This window comes from Alicyclobacillus mali NBRC 102425 (assembly GCF_001570745.1).
In the GTDB taxonomy this organism is placed as follows: Bacteria; Bacillota; Bacilli; order Alicyclobacillales; family Alicyclobacillaceae; genus Alicyclobacillus; species Alicyclobacillus mali.
In genome coordinates this window covers 19379-39948 of the sequence record NZ_BCSG01000024.1, presented here as the reverse complement: position 1 = coordinate 39948, position 20570 = coordinate 19379, and the positions used below count along the sequence as shown (strand labels likewise).

Annotated in this window: 16 protein-coding genes and 2 tRNA genes; 6 read left to right on the top strand and 12 right to left on the bottom strand. The window is 58.4% G+C overall.

From position 1 onward, the window contains the following. The first annotated feature begins 320 nt into the window (after window positions 1–320). Window positions 321–1553: a poly-beta-1,6-N-acetyl-D-glucosamine synthase gene (gene pgaC, locus AMA01_RS09560; protein WP_067850371.1), complete on the top strand. Its 1233-nt coding sequence runs from the start codon at window positions 321–323 to the stop codon at window positions 1551–1553. Next, window positions 1550–1993, top strand: coding sequence for a poly-beta-1,6-N-acetyl-D-glucosamine biosynthesis protein PgaD (pgaD, locus tag AMA01_RS09555; RefSeq protein ID WP_067850369.1), 444 nt, complete (start codon window positions 1550–1552; stop codon window positions 1991–1993). Before pgaC ends, pgaD begins: the two co-directional genes overlap by 4 nt. Before the next feature lie 81 nt (window positions 1994–2074). On the opposite strand, the gene pdo is transcribed toward pgaD, so the two are convergent. Beyond that, a complete protein-coding gene (gene pdo / locus AMA01_RS09550; protein ID WP_067850367.1) occupies window positions 2075–2722 on the bottom strand; it encodes a protein disulfide oxidoreductase in 648 nt (215 codons plus the stop codon). Between the two features lie 191 nt (window positions 2723–2913). Here pdo and AMA01_RS09545 point away from each other — a divergent pair, with 191 nt between their 5' ends. Further along, window positions 2914–3633 (top strand): metalloregulator ArsR/SmtB family transcription factor, encoded by a 720-nt coding sequence (locus tag AMA01_RS09545; RefSeq protein WP_067850365.1) that lies wholly within the window; start codon window positions 2914–2916, stop codon window positions 3631–3633. A 186-nt stretch (window positions 3634–3819) separates the two neighbouring features. On the opposite strand, the gene AMA01_RS09540 is transcribed toward AMA01_RS09545, so the two are convergent. From AMA01_RS09540 to secA, 8 genes are all read right to left on the bottom strand, one after another. Continuing rightward, window positions 3820–4494 (bottom strand): hypothetical protein, encoded by a 675-nt coding sequence (locus AMA01_RS09540; protein WP_195867702.1) that lies wholly within the window; start codon window positions 4492–4494, stop codon window positions 3820–3822. A gap of 70 nt (window positions 4495–4564) precedes the next feature. Further along, window positions 4565–4638: transfer RNA gene (locus AMA01_RS09535), tRNA-Gly, on the bottom strand. A gap of 392 nt (window positions 4639–5030) precedes the next feature. Next, the gene (locus tag AMA01_RS09530) at window positions 5031–5915 is read right to left on the bottom strand and encodes a DUF1648 domain-containing protein (RefSeq protein ID WP_231862903.1); all 885 of its coding nucleotides are present in this window, start codon (window positions 5913–5915) and stop codon (window positions 5031–5033) included. 310 nt (window positions 5916–6225) lie between these two features. After that, a tRNA-Ile gene (locus AMA01_RS09525) sits at window positions 6226–6302 on the bottom strand. A 111-nt stretch (window positions 6303–6413) separates the two neighbouring features. Continuing rightward, window positions 6414–7064: a cyclase family protein gene (locus AMA01_RS09520; RefSeq protein WP_067850363.1), complete on the bottom strand. Its 651-nt coding sequence runs from the start codon at window positions 7062–7064 to the stop codon at window positions 6414–6416. After that, complete coding sequence (gene zwf, locus AMA01_RS09515) at window positions 7064–8626, bottom strand: glucose-6-phosphate dehydrogenase (RefSeq protein ID WP_067850361.1); 1563 nt, start codon at window positions 8624–8626, stop codon at window positions 7064–7066. Before zwf ends, AMA01_RS09520 begins: the two co-directional genes overlap by 1 nt. A gap of 117 nt (window positions 8627–8743) precedes the next feature. Next, a protein-coding gene (gene prfB, locus AMA01_RS09510; protein WP_230088061.1) for a peptide chain release factor 2 occupies window positions 8744–9896 on the bottom strand; the annotation gives its coding sequence in 2 pieces (ribosomal slippage) (window positions 8744–9817 and window positions 9819–9896; 1152 coding nt in all). A gap of 171 nt (window positions 9897–10067) precedes the next feature. After that, window positions 10068–12458: a preprotein translocase subunit SecA gene (gene secA / locus AMA01_RS09500; RefSeq protein WP_067850355.1), complete on the bottom strand. Its 2391-nt coding sequence runs from the start codon at window positions 12456–12458 to the stop codon at window positions 10068–10070. A gap of 162 nt (window positions 12459–12620) precedes the next feature. Between secA and AMA01_RS09495 the strand changes: the two genes are divergently transcribed. Together AMA01_RS09495 and glf are read left to right on the top strand one after the other, a co-directional pair. Beyond that, a complete protein-coding gene (locus tag AMA01_RS09495; protein ID WP_195867703.1) occupies window positions 12621–13499 on the top strand; it encodes a glycosyltransferase family 2 protein in 879 nt (292 codons plus the stop codon). Between the two features lie 78 nt (window positions 13500–13577). Continuing rightward, window positions 13578–14672 carry a UDP-galactopyranose mutase gene (gene glf / locus AMA01_RS09490; RefSeq protein WP_067850351.1) on the top strand — a complete coding sequence of 365 codons (1095 nt, stop codon included), beginning with the start codon at window positions 13578–13580 and terminating at the stop codon, window positions 14670–14672. A gap of 100 nt (window positions 14673–14772) precedes the next feature. Here glf and hpf read toward each other — a convergent pair whose 3' ends face one another. Further along, window positions 14773–15342 carry a ribosome hibernation-promoting factor, HPF/YfiA family gene (hpf, locus tag AMA01_RS09485; protein WP_067850349.1) on the bottom strand — a complete coding sequence of 190 codons (570 nt, stop codon included), beginning with the start codon at window positions 15340–15342 and terminating at the stop codon, window positions 14773–14775. On the opposite strand from hpf, the gene AMA01_RS09480 reads away from it, so the two are divergent. After that, a complete protein-coding gene (locus AMA01_RS09480; protein ID WP_082744116.1) occupies window positions 15341–16336 on the top strand; it encodes a class I SAM-dependent methyltransferase in 996 nt (331 codons plus the stop codon). The genes hpf and AMA01_RS09480 overlap by 2 nt on opposite strands. Window positions 16337–16344: 8 nt before the next feature. Here the strand turns inward: AMA01_RS09480 and AMA01_RS09475 are convergent, their stop codons facing one another. Together AMA01_RS09475 and fliD are read right to left on the bottom strand one after the other, a co-directional pair. After that, complete coding sequence (locus AMA01_RS09475; RefSeq protein ID WP_067850375.1) at window positions 16345–18609, bottom strand: glycosyltransferase family 2 protein; 2265 nt, start codon at window positions 18607–18609, stop codon at window positions 16345–16347. A gap of 324 nt (window positions 18610–18933) precedes the next feature. Beyond that, window positions 18934–20526, bottom strand: coding sequence for a flagellar filament capping protein FliD (gene fliD, locus AMA01_RS09470; protein ID WP_067850345.1), 1593 nt, complete (start codon window positions 20524–20526; stop codon window positions 18934–18936). Window positions 20527–20570: the final 44 nt, after the last annotated feature.

The following is a 20570-nucleotide window of genomic DNA, read 5'->3' as shown; positions in this document are numbered from 1 at the left end:
ATATGTATTCTACGACAACGAAATGCCCAAAACAATCGGGAGGTACCATCGAATTGCTAGCAAGTTCCTCTTGGGCCTCACGTAAGCACTTGGTACGATAAGAGGGATCCTCATTTCGCCATTGCGTGTGCGCGTTCCGCACGGGCTTTACAATTGAGAAATCTCGGGCTGCTATCTGGGCATGTGCCGTCGGAAATGAATCGCGCACAAAATATTCGTATCGGGTCCCGCTCAGGGTCCGCGGGATCGCGCGGTTCGGCACAAGGACTCGGCCGGATCGCCGCGGCTGAAAGACGAGTTCAGTGAGGAGCAAACGGCGCATGGTACACGGTTTCCTGTTCTTGTACCCCTTTGTCATGAGCATCGTCTGGATGGTGGGCGGGGCTGTCTACGCATGGCGGCGCGAACGTCAGTCGTCTCCTGAACCCCCGGAACTGCCCGAGACCCCGTTTGTGTCCATCCTCGTTCCGTGCCACAACGAGGGCGATGTCCTCGAGGACACCATTAGCCGGATGCTTCAGTTGAATTATCCGGCGTACGAAATTGTCGCACTGAATGACGGCAGCACCGACAGCACGCGAGACGTGCTGGAGCGCATGGCGGCCCGCGATGCCCGAGTGCGCGTGGTGAACCTGCCTGTCCAGCGCGGAAAAGCGCACGCACTCAATGCAGGTCTCGTCGCGTCCCGGGGTGAGATCCTCGTGACGGTGGACGCGGATGCCGTGCTGGCCAGGGACGCGCTGCGCTTCCTCGTGTGGCACTTCGTGGCGCCTGGCAGCGAGCGCGTCGGCGCCGTGACGGGCAACCCGCGCATTCGCAATCGCGGTACGTTGCTCGGCAAGATTCAGGTGCTGGAGTATGCGAGCATCATCGGGCTCATCAAGCGCGCACAGCGCGTGCTCGGCAAGATCATGACCGTCTCCGGCGTGATTGCGGCCTTCCGAAAACGCGCCCTTGTGGACTGCGGCATGTGGGACGAGGACATGGTCACAGATGACATCGCGGTGTCGTGGAAGCTCGAGCGGCGGGCGTGGGACATCCGGTACGAGCCGAGAGCCCTCTGCTTCATGTGGGCACCCGAGCGCCTGATGAGCCTCATCCGCCAGCGCGCCCGCTGGGCGCAGGGCGGCGTGGAGGTCCTCATCCGCAACGCCTCGGTCCTCTGGACGTGGAAGAATCGGCGCATGATTCCCCTCTACGTGGAAGAGGTCCTTGGCATCACCTGGTCATATCTATGGGTTCTGAGTCTCGTGTGGATTCTCGTCTTTCGCGTGGCGCATGGCCTTCCCTGGACGTACGTGGCGGAAGCCGGCACCTGGCTCGGCCTGACGTCGCTCGTGCAGAGCTCGGTCGCCCTGTGGATTGAGCAGCGATACGAGCGCGACTCGCTCTGGCGCTGCTACTTCTACGCCATCTGGTATCCCGCCGCCTATTGGATGATCGGCGCGTTCGTCGTGGTCTGGGCGGTGCCGAAGGCGTGCTGGGCCATGTGGGCGGCGCGACGCGGACGGTACGCCACTTGGCAGAGCCCGGATCGGGGGGTGTCGGCATGAGCCTACCTGAAAAGTCGCAGGTGGAATGGGACGAACTCGTCGTGCGGCGCGGGTCGCGATCCACGCGGCCCAAGCGATGGTTCGAAGCCGCGGTGACGCTGACCGGGTGGCTGTGGTTGAGCGCAGTGGCCCTTCAGGTGCTTCTGTCCAGCATCTTGTGGGTGCTCGGCTGGAACAAGTTTCACGTGTACGTCCTGGAACTGCTGCCGAGTGCCACGCCGCTTCATGTGGTCCGTATGGGAGCCGCGATCGCGGCCATGGCGGCTGCGGTGTTCGTCGGTTGGGCTTCCTACAACCGCCTGCGATTCGGCCGCCTTCGCAGGCGCAAGCCACCCGCGCCCGTGTCGGACGCGGAACTCGCCGAGATGCTCGGCGTACCTGTGGGCGAGATCGAACGCTGGCAGCGAGAAAAGGTTGTCAATTGGCCACAAGACCGGTAGTGGCATGGGCGCGGTGCGTTTCCCGCGCCCATTTGACTGTCTCGCCGCTGGGTGCAAAACACACCGATTCGGACGCCGTTGTCACGCCTGTGTGGCGAAGATCTGATCCAGCAGGACGTCCTCCGGCAGGGCGCCTTCCAGGGCGTACGCTTCCGAATCGTTGATGACCGTCTTCGGCACGCCGTAGACGTTGAACCGCGTGGCCCACTCGGGGAACTCGGTCGCCTCAATCATGCTCGCCGTCACAAGCGGCGACTCGAACGCGAACCTGTGCGCCAGCCTGACTGCCGCCGGGCAGTACGGACACGTCGGCGTGACGAACACCTTGAGATCCACAGGCTGTTTCAACTCCGCGAGGCGACTCTTCGTGCCGGCGGAAAGGCCCGAGTCCCCGCTCGCCACCATGCGAATGTCATCCAAAAGCGTCGCAAATTCATATCCAGACGGCGCCCCATAGAAGCGCACGCCGTAGTCCTTGCGCGATCCGTCCGTCAACACAATGGTCGGCGCCCGATCGACGCTATACTTTTTGGCCTCTTCCTCATCAATGTAGAGATTGTGCACCTCGAGTGTCAGCTGATCCGACAATTCGGCGACCTGTCTCAAGAGGCCGCGAATCTCTGGACACGTCGGACATCCGAGAGACGCTTCAAAGAACTTGATGACGACAGGCTGTGTGAGTTCCTGGAGCCGTTCGCGAATCGCAGCCTGATCTCGAGAGGACAGCATCGTGATTCCCCCTTGCGCGCATTCACATGCGTTGATACCCTTCTGATTCATATATACCTATACGGGTATATGGTGTCAAGACCAGATGAAGAAGCTCGCGGTCCCTGTCTTGCCACGCTTGAGTCGACACCAAAAGGTGTCCTATTCTACACATGACACCGATGGGTGGCACGACGGAGGGAGGAACGGCCGTGGCGGATGTGTTTCGAGCCATCGCGGATGCGCATCGGCGGGACTTGATCCGGAAACTGGCCGCCGGATCCGAGTTGCCACTTCACGCCCTGATGCAAGGAATGAACATCGGAAGAACGGCGGTGTCCAAGCACCTGGCGGTCCTGAAACAGGCTGGAATCGTCTCGGAGCGCCGGCAAGGCCGCGAGACGTTATACCGCCTGAACGCCGCGCCCCTCAAGCAGGTGTATGACTGGGTGTCGTTTTACGAATCGTTCTGGCGTGCGCAGGTTCTAAGCCTGCAAAATTTCTTGAGAAAGGAACGTTGTGACATGAAGTCGTTACAGATGGAGTTTCATCTCGATGCCCCGGTCGAGGCCGTGTGGCGAGCTCTCACCGAATCCGAGCTTTTGACCCAGTGGATGTTTTTCAAAGAGAACACGTTCCGCCCGATTGTGGGGCATCAATTCTACTTCAAGATGCAGGGAACCGATGGATGGGACGGCGTCGTCGAAGGAGAGGTTCTCGCCGCGGAAGCGCCACGTCGCCTTGTGTACACCTGGGAGAGCCTCGGAGAGAAAAACGAGATCGCATGGAAACTGGAAGAAACACCAGAAGGCACGACGCGGCTCCTGCTGGAACAGCGCAATATTCAGGCCGAACAGGCGTACCAGGGCGCTCGCATGGGCTGGGAGGCGATGGTTCGCGGTCTGGAGGGCGTGGCCAAGGCGCTTTCGTGACGGCGCGACGTGTGCAGAGCCGGCCCAGTCCGCCTTGGGCCGGCTACATGCACGGCGCAAGTCCGCATCCATGATGGCACCCCATCGTTTCGAGCGCCGCGGTCCCACACGGCAAGGGTTGGCACTGTCCGCTGACCGATGCATCGCGAGATGTCCCTTGGTCCACGCCAGCGAGGAATGGCCACTTCATCGATCCTCTACGGATTGCGCCTGCGCTTCACCGTCAACCCAGGAGAAACACCATACCCAGAGAGGCCCGTACGCAAGGAGAATGGTATCACGCAAAAACTCGGCCACCCCCGCCTTCGAAATGGCGCCGACGGCAAGCGAAGCCACTTCTTCAAACGCGAGCAGAGCGGCAGACATCAAGAACAAGGGCCAAGGGCGGGATCGCAACCATCGCACAGCAGACGCGAAGGAGTGCCACGTGTTCGTACCCAGCCCGGTGATGGCCAAGACCATCGCAACGCCGGTGACCGTGAGGGCACCGAAGTAAACGACGCACGCTGCAACCAAAATCAAAATCTCCACAACCGAGAGCGCAGCTCGATGGCCTGAAGGCATGGTGAGATGTGCGATCTCGGCGGCGCCGACCAACATCAGAATGCCCTCAATGATCATAGGGCCGAGGGAACGCCACAGACTCGTGTGCCAATGAGGAACGCCGCGAAAAGTAAAACATGTCTTTGCAGCCCACCAGTTCGCGGTCGCAACAGTGATCAGGAAGATGACGAGTGCCGCGGCGGCGTCCACAAGGAGCGGTATGACGTGTCTGGTTTCCAGGCGATTCATTAACCAGTCGACAGTCGAGGCAGCCGCGCTTAAAACGAGCGTCGTCAGGAGCAGCGACGTCAGTCTCAAAGGAGAAAATCGAACCCCCATATACGAAATGACCACCGGCCAGATGAGGTCTGACACGGTGGTTATGCTGTGGAGCGGGTGATGGGAGTCGAACCCACGCCGCCAGCTTGGAAGGCTGGAGTTCTACCGTTGAACTACACCCGCACGTCACGGCAAAGAGAATACCAGATTCGCAGAGTGGATTCAAGTGCATTCATCCAACAAGATCCCTGCGCTGATTACGAAAAAAGGCAGGCGCCTCCGATTGAGCAGCCTGCCGTTCAGGTCCGCGAAGCCTGAGCATTCCATGCCGCTTGAGGTGACTGTCCGCGGCGTTCTGATGCCACCGCGTCAGACGCCGTTGTTGTACGCCGGCACCAACAGGAAGAACAGCACGAAGATGATCAGAAACACCACAGCCCACTGTGTGTAGGAGCCGAAGCATCCGCCGTACATGATGGTCCCTCCTTCCGCGAGGATCACCACCATGCTACGGAGAAGCAGACGAAAGCGACGCGGTCTTTGTCCCGACCTACGGCAAGTCGACGAGGCCTGCATCAGGCGACACGCGCTGACCGAACGTTCATCCGCCACACCATGCCCCAGAGAAGGGCAATTGCCAGTTCGACGAGCGCCCCCAGGAGACACGCCACCCATGTCATGCACGAGATCAGAGTGAACAAGATGCCCAGGCCAATCGCGACGCCGAGCCCCCAGTGATAAAACGCTGTCCTACTCATCTTTCCATCGGGCCGCCCCGACACATCCCAGTGCGACGTCACGCGATCCGGCACGTGCGTCCGATAGCGCCGCCACATGCCCACGTGAAGCAGCACTGTCGCGGCAGAGACGACGAGCGCGACAAGACCTGCAACCGGATGGAACGGCAGAACGTTCACGGGCGGCACAGAGGGAACCGCACCCATGGACACATGGTGCACCAGCGCGTCGAGTCCAGGCGTGCCGAGAATCACGAGCGCGTGGCCGTCCGACACGGCGAGCCGAGGCGCACCGGCGAGGACGTACACATCCGCGACCTGCCCATTGTTCAGGCGAAACAGGCCGCTCGCATACGCACCCGCGCTCGTCCCAAGCAGTCGATCCGCCAACCCGTAGACGCCGTTCTGCGCCACCCAGGCCGCGTGCGCGCGGGCGAGATCGATCTCGGTCACACCCGCATCTGTGCGCACCTGGAGCACGCCGCCGACGAGCCGCCACCCGCTTCGGAGACCGGAGACAAGGACGTACACCGCCAGCAAAAACGGTACACAGGCGAGCAGCCAAAAGGCGGTCGACAAGCCTTTGAACCCGTGCTGCAAAAAAGCTCGGCGCCTCAAGAGACCCACCAACACGAGCAGGACGGCGATCCCGACACAGATCCAAAGGCTCGGTTCCTGCAACACCGCTCCCGCCGTGGGCTGATAGCCAACAGTACTCGGCACAGTTCTCACCCCTTCGCACATGCGCCGTGGACAACGCACATCCCCAGCCGTACGATGCAACATCCGGTGCGGAAAGGAGGAGCAGCTGTGAAGCATAAGAAGCCGATTGTGATTGTCCTCCACCCCGGGCAGCGGGTCTTGGTCGTTGCGCGCGGCAAGCGCCGCCATCACAAGTGAAGTGCGCGAAGCGCGGACCGCGCGAAAGATTCTGACGAGACTGCCCGGATGAATGTCCGCTCGTCCGCGGCCGCCAAAAAGCCGCAGCCCCGAAACGCCCCGTCTTCGGGCGTTTCGGGGCGTCCTGCACCCGTGGTGGGCCCACCAGGACTTGAACCTGGGACCAACCGGTTATGAGCCGGCCGCTCTGACCGACTGAGCTATGGGCCCTTGCGCTTCTCCTCACAGTATATCACACAGCGACCATGTTGTCACTGCTCGGAGCCGCGCGTCAGAGCCCTCCTAATTGCCGCGTCGTCGCCTGTACAGGCCGTCCGCGGGTCAGGCGAACGTGACGGACCCGAGCTCAAGCCCGTCGACGAGAATGACGCGCGCGGGCGCGGCGTCAATCCCGGTGAGCTTGAGCGGCAGCGCAATCAGGACATACTCGCCAGGCGGTACATCCTTCAGCCGCAACCCCTCGAGAACCACGATGTCCTTCGACAGAAGGGCCACATGCGTCATGTGATCCGGTTGGGATCGCTCGACACCAAGGCCATCCGTTCCCACGCCGCGCACGCCGATCTCGGCCAGGTAGCGGGCGCCGTCTTCCTTCAGGTAAATGAACTCAAAGTTGAACGTCTCCTCGAACGAATTGCGTGTCTTGAAGAGGAGAAACTCGCCCGCCTTCGGCGCGTGCGGCTCAAGGTCAGCGCGCGTGATGCCGTCCTGCACGCCGGTCAGGTCGATCACGCGGCACGGGCCGATGAGCTTGTCCAGCCCGACCGCCTCGATGGTCTTGCCCCCCGGCACCATGTGCAGCTCGGCGTCGATGTGGGTGCCGGTGTGCGCATCCAGATGCAACCGGGTCTCGTGCGCAGACCCGGTTTGAAAGTCGGACGTGGTTTCGAACTTCGGCCGCTTGTCGTCCTTGTTCTTGTACACCTGCATGCCCTCGTGGATCAGCATGCTCACGTCGTACACCTTCGCCATTAACGCTTCACCTCCACGAGGTGGCCGACAGCCCGCTCCAGATCCTGCATCGGCGACTCGTTGCCGTAAAGCGGCCACCACAGGCCCGGGTTTGGCTGGACGAGATCGTCCGAAGCCTTCGGGCCCCACGTGCCGGCCTTGTACGTGTCGAGCGGCACGCGGCCCTCGGCGAACGCGTTGGCGATGGGATCGACGAACTTCCACGCGAGCGCCACCTCGTCCCAGCGCGTGAAGAAAGTCGAATCGCCGTGCATCGCGTCATGCAGCAGGCGCTCGTACGCCTCGGGCGACTTGTCCGCCGGCTGGCTGAACTCGAGTGCAACCGGCACGACGACGTTCTCCGTGCCCGGCCGCTTGACGTTGAGCTGCAGGTACATGCCTTCCACCGGGTTGATGCGAATCACGAGCAGGTTCGGGCCGAGCTTGCCATCCTGGTTGAAGTACAGGTGTTCCGGCATGTTGCGGAACTGGATGACGATCTCCGTCGACTTCTTCGGCATCCGCTTGCCGGTGCGGATGTAGAAGGGCACGCCCGCCCAACGGAAGTTGTCGATAAAGAGCTTCGCCGCGACAAAGGTCTCCGTCTTCGAGTCCGGCGCCACGCCCGGCTCCTCGCGATAGCCCGGCACGGACTTGCCGTCGATCTCGCCCGCAGCGTATTGGCCGCGCACCACGTGCTGCCCCACCTCGTCCTCGCGATAAGCGCGAAGCGATCGCAGCACCTTCACCTTCTCGTCGCGGATGGCCTCGGTGTGCAGGCGACTTGGCGGCTCCATGGCGACCATCATGACCATCTGCAGCATGTGGTTCTGCACCATGTCGCGCAGCGCCCCGGCTGTCTCATAGTACGAGGCGCGGTCCTCGACGCCCACCGTCTCGCTCGACGTGATCTGCACGCAGGAGATGGAACGGTTGTCCCAGAGAGGGCCGAACATCGAGTTGGCGAAGCGGATCACCTCGATGTTCTGCACCATCTCCTTGCCAAGGTAGTGATCGATGCGGAAGATCTCGTCTTCGGAAAACGCGGTCGACAGCTCCTGGTTGAGCTCCGCCGCGGATTGATAGTCGTGCCCAAACGGCTTCTCGATGATGAGCCGCCGCCAGCCCTTCGTGTCGGCGAGCCCCGCCTTCTTCAGGTTGAGCGCCGTCTCGCCGAAGAAGCGCGGCGCCATCGAGAGGTAGAACAGCCGATTGCCGCCGTGGTCTTTCTCTTTCTCGATCTCGCCCACGAAATCGGCGAGCTTTCTGAAGTCGTCCTCGTTGTCGACGTTGCCCGCGATGTAGTGAATGCGCGGCGCGAGGCGCGACCAAACGTCGTCCTCGACGCCCTCCTTCACGAACGAATCGAGCGCCTTGCGCACCTCGTCGCGGAACGAGTCGTCCGTATAGCTGCGGCGCGCAGTACCGACAATGCTCATCCCTTCCGGCAACAGCCCCTTCTTCTCGAGCTGATACAGGGCGGGGAACAACTTGCGGTGGGCAAGATCGCCCGTTGCGCCGAACAGCACGAAGACGTGCGGCGGCACCTGCCTGCGGGTGTTGACCTGGCTCTCCACTCCCATAGCACTCCATCTCCTCTTTGTATATCAGTCCGCTTCCATTCTACACAAAGTCGTCACAGACATACAGAGGCCGAGCGGTTGCCCACTCGGCCGTAGTCTTCGATCTTTTGTCCGAAGTTATGTTGCGTCCCGCACCGCCTCATTTTCGCGCGCCTGTTGCCGCGCGAGTTCCCAGCGGAGATACGCGTGGATGAATGGGTCGATCTCGCCGTCCATGACCGCCTGCGTGTTGGACGTCTCGTGACTCGTCCGGTGATCCTTCACAAGCGAATACGGGTGAAACACGTACGAGCGAATTTGGCTGCCCCAGGCAATTTCCTTCTGCTCGCCGCGCAGCTGCGCGAGCTCCTGCTCCCGGTCCTCCCGGCGCTTCGCCGCGAGGCGCGATTTCAGGATCTCCATCGCGCGGGCCCGGTTTTGAATCTGCGATCGCTCGCTCTGACACGTGACGACAATCCCGGTGGGAATGTGCGTGATGCGCACCGCCGAGTCGGTGGTGTTCACGTGCTGGCCACCCGCGCCGGTGGATCGATACGTGTCGATGCGCAGCTCCTCTGGCCGGATTTCGATGGAATCGTCGTCCTCGGCAATCTCGGGGATGACGTCCACCGACGCGAAGGACGTGTGCCGGCGCCCCGACGCGTCAAACGGGGAGATGCGGACCAAGCGGTGCACGCCCTTCTCCGCCTTGAGATACCCGTATGCGTTGTGGCCCTTGACGAGGAGCGTGACGCTCTTGATGCCCGCCTCTTCGCCGGGCAGGTAGTCGAGCACCTCGACCTTGTAGCCGTGATCCTCCGCCCAGCGCGTGTACATGCGCAGGAGCATCGAGGCCCAGTCCTGCGATTCCGTGCCGCCCGCGCCCGGATGCAGCTCGAGAATGGCGTTGTTCTTGTCATACTCGCCCGACAGCATGAGCTGCAGCTCGAACTCGTCCATCTCGGAATTCAACTGCTCCGCAAGCCCGTTCGCCTCGGCGAACAGGTCGGGATCGTCCTCCTCCTGCGCGAGCTGCAGCGCCACCTCGGCGTCCTGATGGAGCGACTCGAGCCGCTTCATCGTGTCCACGACCGACTTTACGCCGTTCATCTCCGCGATGATCTTCTGGGCGCGGTCGGGATCGTCCCAGAAGTCGGGCGCGGCCATCAGCGCCTCGAGCGTCGCGATGCGGTGCTCTTTGCCCGCGACGTCAAAGAGACCTCCCGAAGTCCGCCAACCTGGTGGCCATACTCTTGAGTTCCTGGCGAAGCTCGCCGTACGTCTCTGCCATGTGGTTCATCACTCCCTGCGGTGTTTCGGTCGCTATTGTATCAAACGGATGGCCGCCGCGTGCGCGGGCAAGGCGGGCGCCTTGGAACCACTGGCGGCGGTGTTGCGCCATAGGCTCAGCCCGCCGCTCGCCCTCCCCCTCCGAATGGCGCTTATCGGCGGCACACCGCCATCAGCCGCCCTGAACCGGCACGGCGCCGTGCGCCACCGGCTGCTGCGGCACGGCCTGGACATTCGCCTTGAACACGTACAGGATGACCTCTTCCTCGATGGAATGGATCATCGCTTCGAACATCTCGAAACCTTCTTTTTGGTAGATAACGAGCGGATCGGCCTGGCCGTACGAGCGCAGGTGGACGCTCTGGCGGAACTGATCCATCGCATCGATGTGATCCATCCACTTGGAGTCGACCGCGCGCAAGAGCACGAGCCGCTCGAGCTGTTGCATAATCTCGCCCAGTTCCTCGCGGCGCTTGTCGTAATTTTGTCTCCCGAGTTCCAGCAGCCGCTCCTTGATCTCGTCCCGATCCAGCTTGCGCAACTCTTCCACCGTCACCTGGCCCGGGTGCAGGAAGTGGTGCTCCGCGTATTGAACGAGGGCCTGCAGATCCCAATCCTCCGGCACCTGCTCCTCGGAGCAGTACACCTCGAGCATGTGGTCAATCAGATCCTCCAGCATGCCCTCCACGATGCCGCGCAGATCCTCGCGCTCGAGGATCTGGCGGCGCTGGCGGTAGATGACCTCGCGCTGCTTGTTCAGCACGTCGTCGTAGCGAAGCACGTGCTTGCGGAGATCGTAGTTGTTGCCCTCGACCTTCTTCTGCGCCCGCTCGATGGCGTTGGTCAGCATCTTCTGCTCAATCGGCTGATCCTCTTCGAGTCCGAGCCGGTCCATGAGCCGCTTGATGTTGTCCGATCCAAACAGGCGCAGCAAATCGTCCTCGAGCGAGAGGAAGAACTGGGACGATCCCGGATCCCCCTGGCGCCCCGCGCGGCCGCGCAGCTGGTTGTCGATCCGCCGGCTCTCGTGCCGCTCGGTGCCGATGATGTGCAGGCCGCCGAGTTCCGCGACGCCCTCGCCCAGCAGAATGTCCGTACCGCGGCCCGCCATATTGGTGGCGATGGTCACCATCCCGCGCTGACCGGCGAGCGCCACGATCTCGGCCTCGCGCTCGTGATGCTTCGCGTTCAACACCTGGTGCGGAACGCCGCGCTCGTGCAGCATGTGCGAGAGAAGCTCCGACTTCTCGATGGACGTGGTGCCGACGAGCACCGGCTGCCCCTTGGCGTGGCGCCGCGTCACCTCCTCAACCACCGCGCGGAACTTGGCTCGCTCCGTCTTGTACACGACGTCGTCGAGATCGGCACGAATCATCGGGCGGTTGGTCGGGATGACCACCACATCCATGCCGTAGATCTCGATGAACTCCTTCTCCTCCGTCTTCGCGGTGCCCGTCATGCCAGCCAGCTTCTGGTACATGCGGAAGTAGTTCTGGAGGGTGATGGTCGCGAGCGTCTTCGACTCGTTCTGGACCTTCACGCCCTCCTTCGCCTCGATGGCCTGATGCAATCCCTCGCTGTACCGGCGCCCGTGCAGGATGCGGCCCGTGAACTCGTCGACGATGTGCACCTCATCGCCGATTACGACATAATCCTTGTCGCGCTTCATGAGGCCGTGCGCCTTCAATGCCTGCGTGATGTGGTGCATCAGGGTGACGTTTTCCGGATCAAACAGATTGTTTACACGGAAGAACTGCTCCGCCTTTTTCACGCCCGACTCGGTCAGATTGGCGGTGCGCATCTTCTCGTCGACCTCGTAGTCTTCGCCCGGCTTCAGACGGCGCACCAGCATATCCGCGCGGAAATACAAATCGGCCGACTTTTCAGCCGGTCCCGAGATGATGAGCGGCGTCCTCGCCTCGTCGATCAGGATGGAGTCCACCTCGTCCACGATGGCGTAGTGCAGCTTGCGCTGGACCATGTCCTCGAGCGACATCACCATGTTGTCGCGCAGATAGTCGAAGCCAAACTCGTTGTTGGTGCCATACGTGATGTCCGCCCGATACGCCTCGCGCTTCTGCGCCGGCGTCATGTCGGGACCGTTGTAGCCGACCGTGAGGCCCAGGAACCGATGCACCTTGCCCGTGTACTCCGCGTCGCGCTTCGCCAGGTAGTCGTTGACTGTGACCACGTGCACGCCTTCGCCCGTGAGCGCGTTGAGGTACGCAGGCAGCGTCGCGACGAGCGTCTTACCTTCGCCCGTCTTCATCTCGGCCACGCGGCCCTCGTGCAAGACAATGCCGCCCATGAGCTGCACGTCGAAGTGGCGCTGACCGAGCACGCGTTTGGCGGCCTCGCGGACGGCGGCGAACGCTTCATACAGCAGATTGTCCAACTTTTCGCCGTTCCCAAGCCGCTCGCGGAACTTCACCGTCATCGAGCGCAGCTCGTCGTCCGACATCTTCTCAAATTCCGGTTCTAATGCATTGATCCGATCCACCATGCGGTGCAATCGGGCAACTTCACGTTCGTTCGAGTTGAAGACCTGTTTGAGGAGTCCCACCGAACGGTCACACCCCCATGTGCGGTGAACTTCTAAAATCTCATTCTACCCCATTCTCTAACCGCAGACAACGCACAAGGAAATGTGTATTATCAAGGTAGAATGGTTGCAAACATCTCGGATCAACAAACGGAGTGAACTCTATTGAACGGAAACAGGCTCTTGTCTGTCGTCATTCCTGCATACAACGCGGAACGGTGGATACGCGAAACCTTGGAATCCGCCGTGCGTCAAACCTACGAGCCCAAGGAAATCTTGGTTGTCGACGACGGTTCATCCGACCAAACCGCGCAGATTGTCGAAAATTACCGCGATCGAGGTGTGCACTTATTTCGGAACGGCGTCAATCGAGGCGCCAACTATACATACAATTTTGGCCTTTTACACGCGAATGGCGAATACCTCACTTTCCTCGACGCAGACGACGTTCTCATGCCGCAGTACAGCTCTCGGGTCATTGAAGCGATGGAGATGAACGGAGCGGACATCGGCTTCTCTGATCTTTTCGCCTTGGAAGGAGACGTACCTCGGCAGACTCGATTATACGGGCAACCACGACATCCCTCCTTTCGCTTCATATTTGGAGGAGAAGATCACACGTTTCCAAGCAACCCGGATCTCCTTCGAAAGATGATCCTCCAAGGCGTGCACATCAGTCCGCGCGCCATTTACCGTCGCTCGCTTTTTCTTGACTGTGGTATTGAAGATAGACGCTTGCGCATTTCACACGATTGGCTTCGACACGTATCCTTTTTGCTTCATGGCGCCAAGTGCGTGTTCGTGTCTGAAGCCCTTGGCTATTATCGAATCCATAACGCAGGTAACTCCCAAAAGGACCCTCTCGCAAGTTTGATCGATCAATGCCGAGCGACCGAGATTATTCTGAGCGAATATGCACATTTGATGTCCTCGGAAGAGCAAATGATTGCACGTCAGGTGCGCGACGCCACTCGGGAGCGCCTGTTCAGTCATTTGGCGCGCTCGTCGCTTTCGAATCGGCAAATCGCGATGTTCCTAATTGAACATCAAATCTTCATATGACGTGTGCGCGCTCGTCACGACTGTATCAGTTACACATTGTTCCCTTGAAAAACCATCCCGGTTCCGGAGGGGTTTCAGTTGCGATTCGATCTCATCGTTGTGGGTGCTGGTCTATGCGGTGCTACAGTGGCAGAACGGGCCGCGCGACAACTGGGCATGAGTGTCCTCGTCGTAGAGCGACGCCGCCACATTGCCGGCAACGCCTACGACGAATACGACGAGCACGGGCTTCTCATTCACCGATACGGTCCACATATCTTTCACACCAACAGCGAGCGCGTCTTTCACTATCTGAGTCAATTTACGTCGTGGCGCATTTATCAGCATAGAGTTCGAGCGATGGTGGACGGCCAGCTTGTGCCCTTGCCAGTCAACCTGGACACCATTGCTGCTCTCTACCATGTAAGTGTGGACGAGCCGCGTCTACAGTCTCTCATCCAGCAGGACATCATGGCTGTGCCTCGCGTCGAGAATTCTCGAGACGTCGTTATGAGTCGAATGGGCGCCCGTGTATACGAGAAAATTTTTAAAAACTACACAAAAAAACAGTGGGGGCTTAATCCAGAAGATCTCGCACCCTCGGTTTGTGGCCGAATTGCGATTCGAATGAATCGAGATGACCGGTATTTCACAGATCGCTATCAAGGTATCCCTTCGCAGGGATACACAAAGATGGTGGAGCGCATGTTGAGCCACCCCAACATTCACATTCTGCTTGGGACAGACTTTCGTGAGTTGAGGGGCAGCATTGACTACGATACATTGGTGTGGACCGGCCCCGTCGACGAATACTATGATTTTCGGTTCGGCAAGCTCCCGTACCGATCGCTGTCTTTTCAGCTCGCGTATCACGACAGTGAGTTTGTGCAGCCAGTGGCGACCATCAACTGGCCAAACGAATACGACTTCACGCGTGTTACGGAAATGAAGCATTTAACTGGACAATTCCATTCAAAAACCGTGCTCATGTACGAGTTTCCACAGTCAGACGGAGATCCGTATTATCCCGTGCCATGTGACGAAAGCCAACGACTCTACCTTCAGTATCAGACGCTTGCTCGCAAGGAGGAACGTGTGCATTTTCTTGGACGCCTCGGGACGTATCAATACTACAATATGGATCAAGTGGTAGCACAGGCTCTCCACTTTGTAGATACTGTGCTCGGCCGATGACGCTTACAGTTCGTCAGAGCGCTCCAGGAGACGTTGAGCCCGTCCGACCTGCAGACGGGCTCAGTGACGTCTACAATGCTTCACCCCTTAATCGGCTTGCTCATATGCCGTCGGGTTCAATTAGCCCGTAGTCGCCGTTTTTTCTTCTGTAAACCACGTTCATTTCGTCCGTGTCGGCGTTGGTGAACACGAAGAAGTCATGGTCAAGTAAATTCATTTGCAAAATGGCTTCTTGCACGGTCATCGGCTTCATCGCGAACCGCTTGACTCGAACCACTCGAAATTCATCACTGACGTCAAGTGCGTCTGTGTTGGCTAGGACGACCCTTTGTTGATACAAAGCGTCACTCTCCCGTCCGGTCCGAGACCGCTGCCTTCGGGAAACTGTTATCTTGTCTTTATAACGATGGATTTGCTCTTCAAGTCGATCTGCTGCGAGGTCTATGGAGGCATACATATCGGGGGATTTTTCTTCTACTCTAAAAATCACACCATAGGCATATACCGTCATTTCGACACGGTGGTCCGTTCCTTCGACAGCCATCGTGACGTACACATGCTTGTCGTTCTCGCCCTCGAAGAATCGCGCCAAGCGACTGATCCGTTTGTCGACGTACTGGTGCAATGCCGACGTGACAGCAATGTTGTCGCCGTGAACTTGAACCTTCATGGGCAACGCCTCCTTTTGGGGTGCCCCCATTATAGAGCGAACTCCACAAAAACAAAATGGTGCAGCGCATCGTTTTCGTTGTTCCAAGTTTAGCAAAGGGAGTGTCAAGATGAGTGGACCAGAGTACGGAACAACTCTTCCCGCGTATAAGCGACTTCAAAAACTCGATCATACGTGGCAGAACTTCCTATTGAAGGTGCCTACGCAAGAGCGGTGGCTTCTCCTCCAAACGGTGTACACGTCCGCGACACGCCGGGCACTACTGTCTACCCTTCCCTTGACAGACGGCGGATACGTCGCCGACTTAGGCTGCGGTTATGGCGCGCTCGTATTCGATTTAGCCAGCCTTTATCCTGTACACATTTGGGGATTGGATAGAAATCACGAAGCTATACACGCATGTCGCTCTTTCGAAGCTCTAGCCAGACAAGCGGGTGCGTTACACCCCTCTAGTGTGCTTGAGTTTACCGTAGCCGACGTGACGACCTTCGAGTTGCCGTACCCCATGGACGTGATTTGCGCGAGATTTGTGTTGCAACACCTGCGAGAACCAGAGAAAGCGGTTCTTCAAGCGGCCCGCAATCTTCGAACGGGAGGAATCTTGTGTCTCATCGACGTGGACGATGGTCTCTCCCTTGCGTATCCGCCAGATCCCCCAGCCTTGTCAACTGTCAAGACGAAGCTCATCGAACTTCAATTTACACAGGGCGGCGACCGCACCGTAGGTCGCAAGCTGGCGTCTTGGGTTGATCAAGCGGGGATGGACGTTGTGCAAACGCTTGTGCTGCCGACTTCACGCTATCAGTCCACGCCAGACAAGCGCACTAAGCATGTGTTACTGGCACAGTGGCAAGCCAAACGGAAGCAGCTGATCGAGTCGGGAATCGTGGATGAGGTCCAATTTCAAAAGCTTATGGACCAAGCCAACCTTGAAGAGACCGGACCCCAGTTTAACATTCAGACAGAGATAGCCATTATCGCACGAAAGGCGTGATCGCTCGATCACGCCTCCACTTTTTCCCATGTTTGCGCCCAGGAAGCCCAAAACGTTCGCATTTCTTCGTACTGTTCCTTCACCTTCGCAGGTTGGAGATACCAATCCACAAGCATACGGTAGTAATATGCGTAAGATGCATCGGCTGCCTTGGCTGCCTCATAGGTGAGGTCAAGGTTGCTTCGCAAGAACGCCGTGATATCCTGAACGTACTCGATGTAGCGGCGAGCGCCCATAATATCTTCGGATTCCACAAGCCTACGGATCTCGTCAACGCATTCACAGGCCCGCTCATGGAGCTTCACGATTTTCGCCTTGAGCGGCATGGCTTTGACCGATCCTTGGTACGCCCGATGCGGGTTCACTTCCAGATCACCTTCCAACAGTTCGTCCAAAGACCGCACGTGGCGGCTCCTGACTTGCAGCTTGGCTGCCACAGCATGAAGAAGTTCCGACGAAGGGAATGCGATAAGGGCCTGCCGAACAATGGTCTGAGCGTGCTGCACATTCTGATACACAAGAGCCAAGTCGGTTTCAATGATAATCTTGCGAACCGTTGGCTCAAAGTCGAGCGCTCGCTCCAATTCCACGGCACTTCGCTCAAAGCTCCTCTTCGAAAAAGCACACATGGCCCGCAGTTCTATCTCCCAAGGCAGTTCTCCCTTCCACTCGACGCAGCTCATGCCTTCTGCCAAGGGAGAGCACACGGCATGCACAAACCAGTCGTCGCGATCCACGGCTTTGGGCATCCAGCTATAAAGGGTACGGTATGCCGAAGCAAGCAGAAGATCATCGAAAAGAGGCGCCAGTTTCTTGGGAATTTGTTCATTCAGTAACCAAGGGCGAAGCGCCTGGTATCTCGCATCTTCCTGGAGATCCAGTTCTCGAATATCCATCTTCTCATCCAGCGATGCGAGAAACTGAAGCCACTTGTATTCGCGAAGCCCAAGCGAGTCGCCTGCAAAGGCACTCGCATCGACGGACTGCCGCAGAGCCACGGCTGCTCTCAGTTTTGCAACAAGCGCTGCCGTCTCGGGCATCGCGGGCAAACTGGCTACGTCGTCGAATGCGTCTGGCACTCCCCATAACACGCCGGCCCAAGTTGCAAACGTCAAGCAGAGTGGATCATGCCTGGCCATCTCCTTGAGCTGCGTATAAACACCCCGTTCACGAATCGGCACGACGCCCGCAACAAACGCGTACAATCGCTCCTGTCGGGGATAGGCACGCAAACTTTGAAAGAAATGACGCCTAGCCGCAATGAGATCACCCAGATATACCCACAATTCCCCGAGCTTCGCATGAGCCGCGTACGATCCCGAGCCAGGAATGGAATCCACAAGATGCACCTTAGGCTCTCCGATCTCCAGCGCCTGTTCAAAAGCGGCACGCGCCTGACGCAACCGCCGATGCTTGAGAGCATATACACCCAAGGTATAAGGGAGGTCCGCGGCATTCGGAAAAATCCGCATGGCTCGCGTACCAAATTCCTGCAGCTTGTTCATTTCCCCCAGCTCACCGTATGCGGTCATGAGCATTCTGTAAAGGCGGAGAATGAGATGGGATTGCCGCGCAAAATGCTCCGGCCGCACCTTCTCAACCATCGGCTCGCCTATACGAACGATATCATTGTTTCTCCCCAGTCTTCCGTATTCAGCCATTAGGTTCGTCACATGAAACAGGTCTTCCGGATGATCAGCAAGTTCCTTTTCGAGGAGCTGGATGTTGCGCTCTGACTTGTTTTTTAATTTGATGAATTCCTCTAAATAGCCGAGATGATGCAGCTCCACATCGAGCATCTCAATGTGTGCTCCTGCTTCGACGAGGTCATGCAAGATTTGCTCATGGATAATTCCACGATAGCGAAAACCTCGACGAAACACTCTGACGACACGTACGCCAGGAGAACGAATAAAACGTCGTACCGAGCCAAGATAGTTGATAATATCCACCGTGAATGCATCCGCTTCGCCGCGCTCCACCGCTTGACGCAAACGGAGCCCGTCGTCCTTCGGCAGAAATTCATCCGCGTCTATGACAAGGACGTAATCGCCACAAGCGTGTTCAAGCGCCATGTTTCGCGCCGCACTGAAGTCACCAGTCCACACGAACTCGTAGACCTTGGCGCCAAAGGACTCCGCTATCTCACGCGTTGCGTCCGTCGATCCCGTGTCCACAATCACGACTTCGTCTGCCACATCGCGGAGAGATTCGAGGCATCGCTTAATGACATGAGCCTCATCTTTGACAATCATACAGGCGGACAACCGCATCGCACGCAACGTCCTTTCTCCTCGAGGTCTCGGTTGACATGTGGGTGACGTACGCCAGCGACACGAGTGCAGCCTGCCGCAATGCCCCGAGTTGAGCTCGAACCCGATTCTGCTCCTCCGCGATACATGCCGAAATAGCGGCTGTTTGGAGGAGAAGTCGGCGGCCGTCATCCCAACTGGGCGGGGCGCCTGCGTTTATGGCATCTCTCCACTGTCGCGCGAGCTCGTTCGCCAATTCGAACTCGCCCGCTCGTAGGGCTGCGAGTACACGATTCCCCAGATCGTAAAGAGACGGAGATACACCCGGCGTCATGGATGCCCTCCTCACCCAGTCGGCTTATTCGAGCTCTGTCCGAACATCGCGGATAACTGTTGCATTTGTGCCTGCATCTGCGCCATGACCTCGTTCAGTTGGTTGAGCTGAGCTTCGTATTGCTGAACCCGCTGCTGAATTTGTTGCTGTACCGTGTTCAAATAGTTTTGCAACGTCGACTGTTGTTGGGACAGGGACTGTACAGCCGTTGAGATAGGAGACTGACCCGTGCCATTTGGGTTTCCCTCCAACAACACGTTAATATAGTTATACAGATTCCCTAAAACGCCCGAAGTCGGTATGGCTTGCGAGGCCGTCGTATTGACCACGCCGAAAAGTTGCTCCACATCCGACAAGTTGTTCGTCAGCGCTTGGTCAAACATTTGCTGCCCGTCGGGCAAAGTCCCGACCGCACTCGAAAACCCACTCGGCGATTGAAACTCCAGGTGGCCATTGCTGGGATCCAACACAATTCCAATCGAGGCGAGCGAATTCATTTGGCTATTGACTGCACTGACAGTTTGCATGGCTTGTGACGCCAATTCGGACACCATGCTCTGAGCGAGCGGATCTCCGAACAGCGGGCCGACGGTGGGGCTGCTCCCATTTGTTGCTCCAGACGATGGCGCGGTATATTCAGTATCTTGTCGGAGTGTATCCACGAGTGTATTGTACGCGTTCATCCACGTCGTCACGGCGCTCTTGGCTCCGCTTGTATTCTCAACAACCGAGAGCGTGGTGGACCCCGTCGAAATCGCATTGATGGTCAAGCCGGGAATCATGTTTTGAAAGGTATTTGTCGATGAAGTCAACGTGACCGTGGTTCCAGACGAGCCGGAAGATGATGTCCCGGACGGAGAGCCTAGCACAATCTCCGCATCCTGGGCATTGGAGAGGACTTGAAAGCCAAATTGTCCCCCTGAGCCACCACCCACGGTGTCCGTCACCTGAAATCCATAATTAGATCCTGTTTGAATGGATGAAAGCGCTAGAAAATATCCCCCCTGCCCGTTGGACACCACGGACGCCGCAACGCCCGTCTGCTGTGTATACTGATTCACAGCGTTCGCAATGTCCTGAAGGGACTCACCAGACGAAATGGAAATTTGCACAGCCTGTCCGTTGTTTAGGTGGGTGGGCTGAATGGACAAAGTGCCCGCAGCCAGTGAGGATGTCCCAGTAGCGGATGTTTGCATATTTGCGGTCTGCACTTGCATTTCTGCCTGCGCCAATTGGCTAACCTGAATGTTGTAAGTCCCCACATTCGCCCCTGGAGAAACGGATACGGTGGCCACGCTTGAATTCGTGGACGAGGCGGATGTCGTACTCCAGCTCTGCAAACTCGCAAGCGTCTCGGTAGCTTGTTGAAACGTCTGCAACGCTGATTGCAAAGCGCTGTATGCATTTTGCTGCGACTGAAGCGTGGATATCTGATTCTGAATGGGTGCCTCCAGCTCTTGTTGCAAAATCTCTTGCAAATCCTGTACATACTGTGACACAGGCAAACCCGTGCCTGCTGGATTTGAAATGGTGTTCAACTGCTGCAGTAAACTTGCTGCTGTTTGCAGATTGCTGGAATTACTCGATGAAATATTCATACTCATACGCCCACCCCCTCGTCCGCGATCCCGACTTTAAGTCAAGCCGG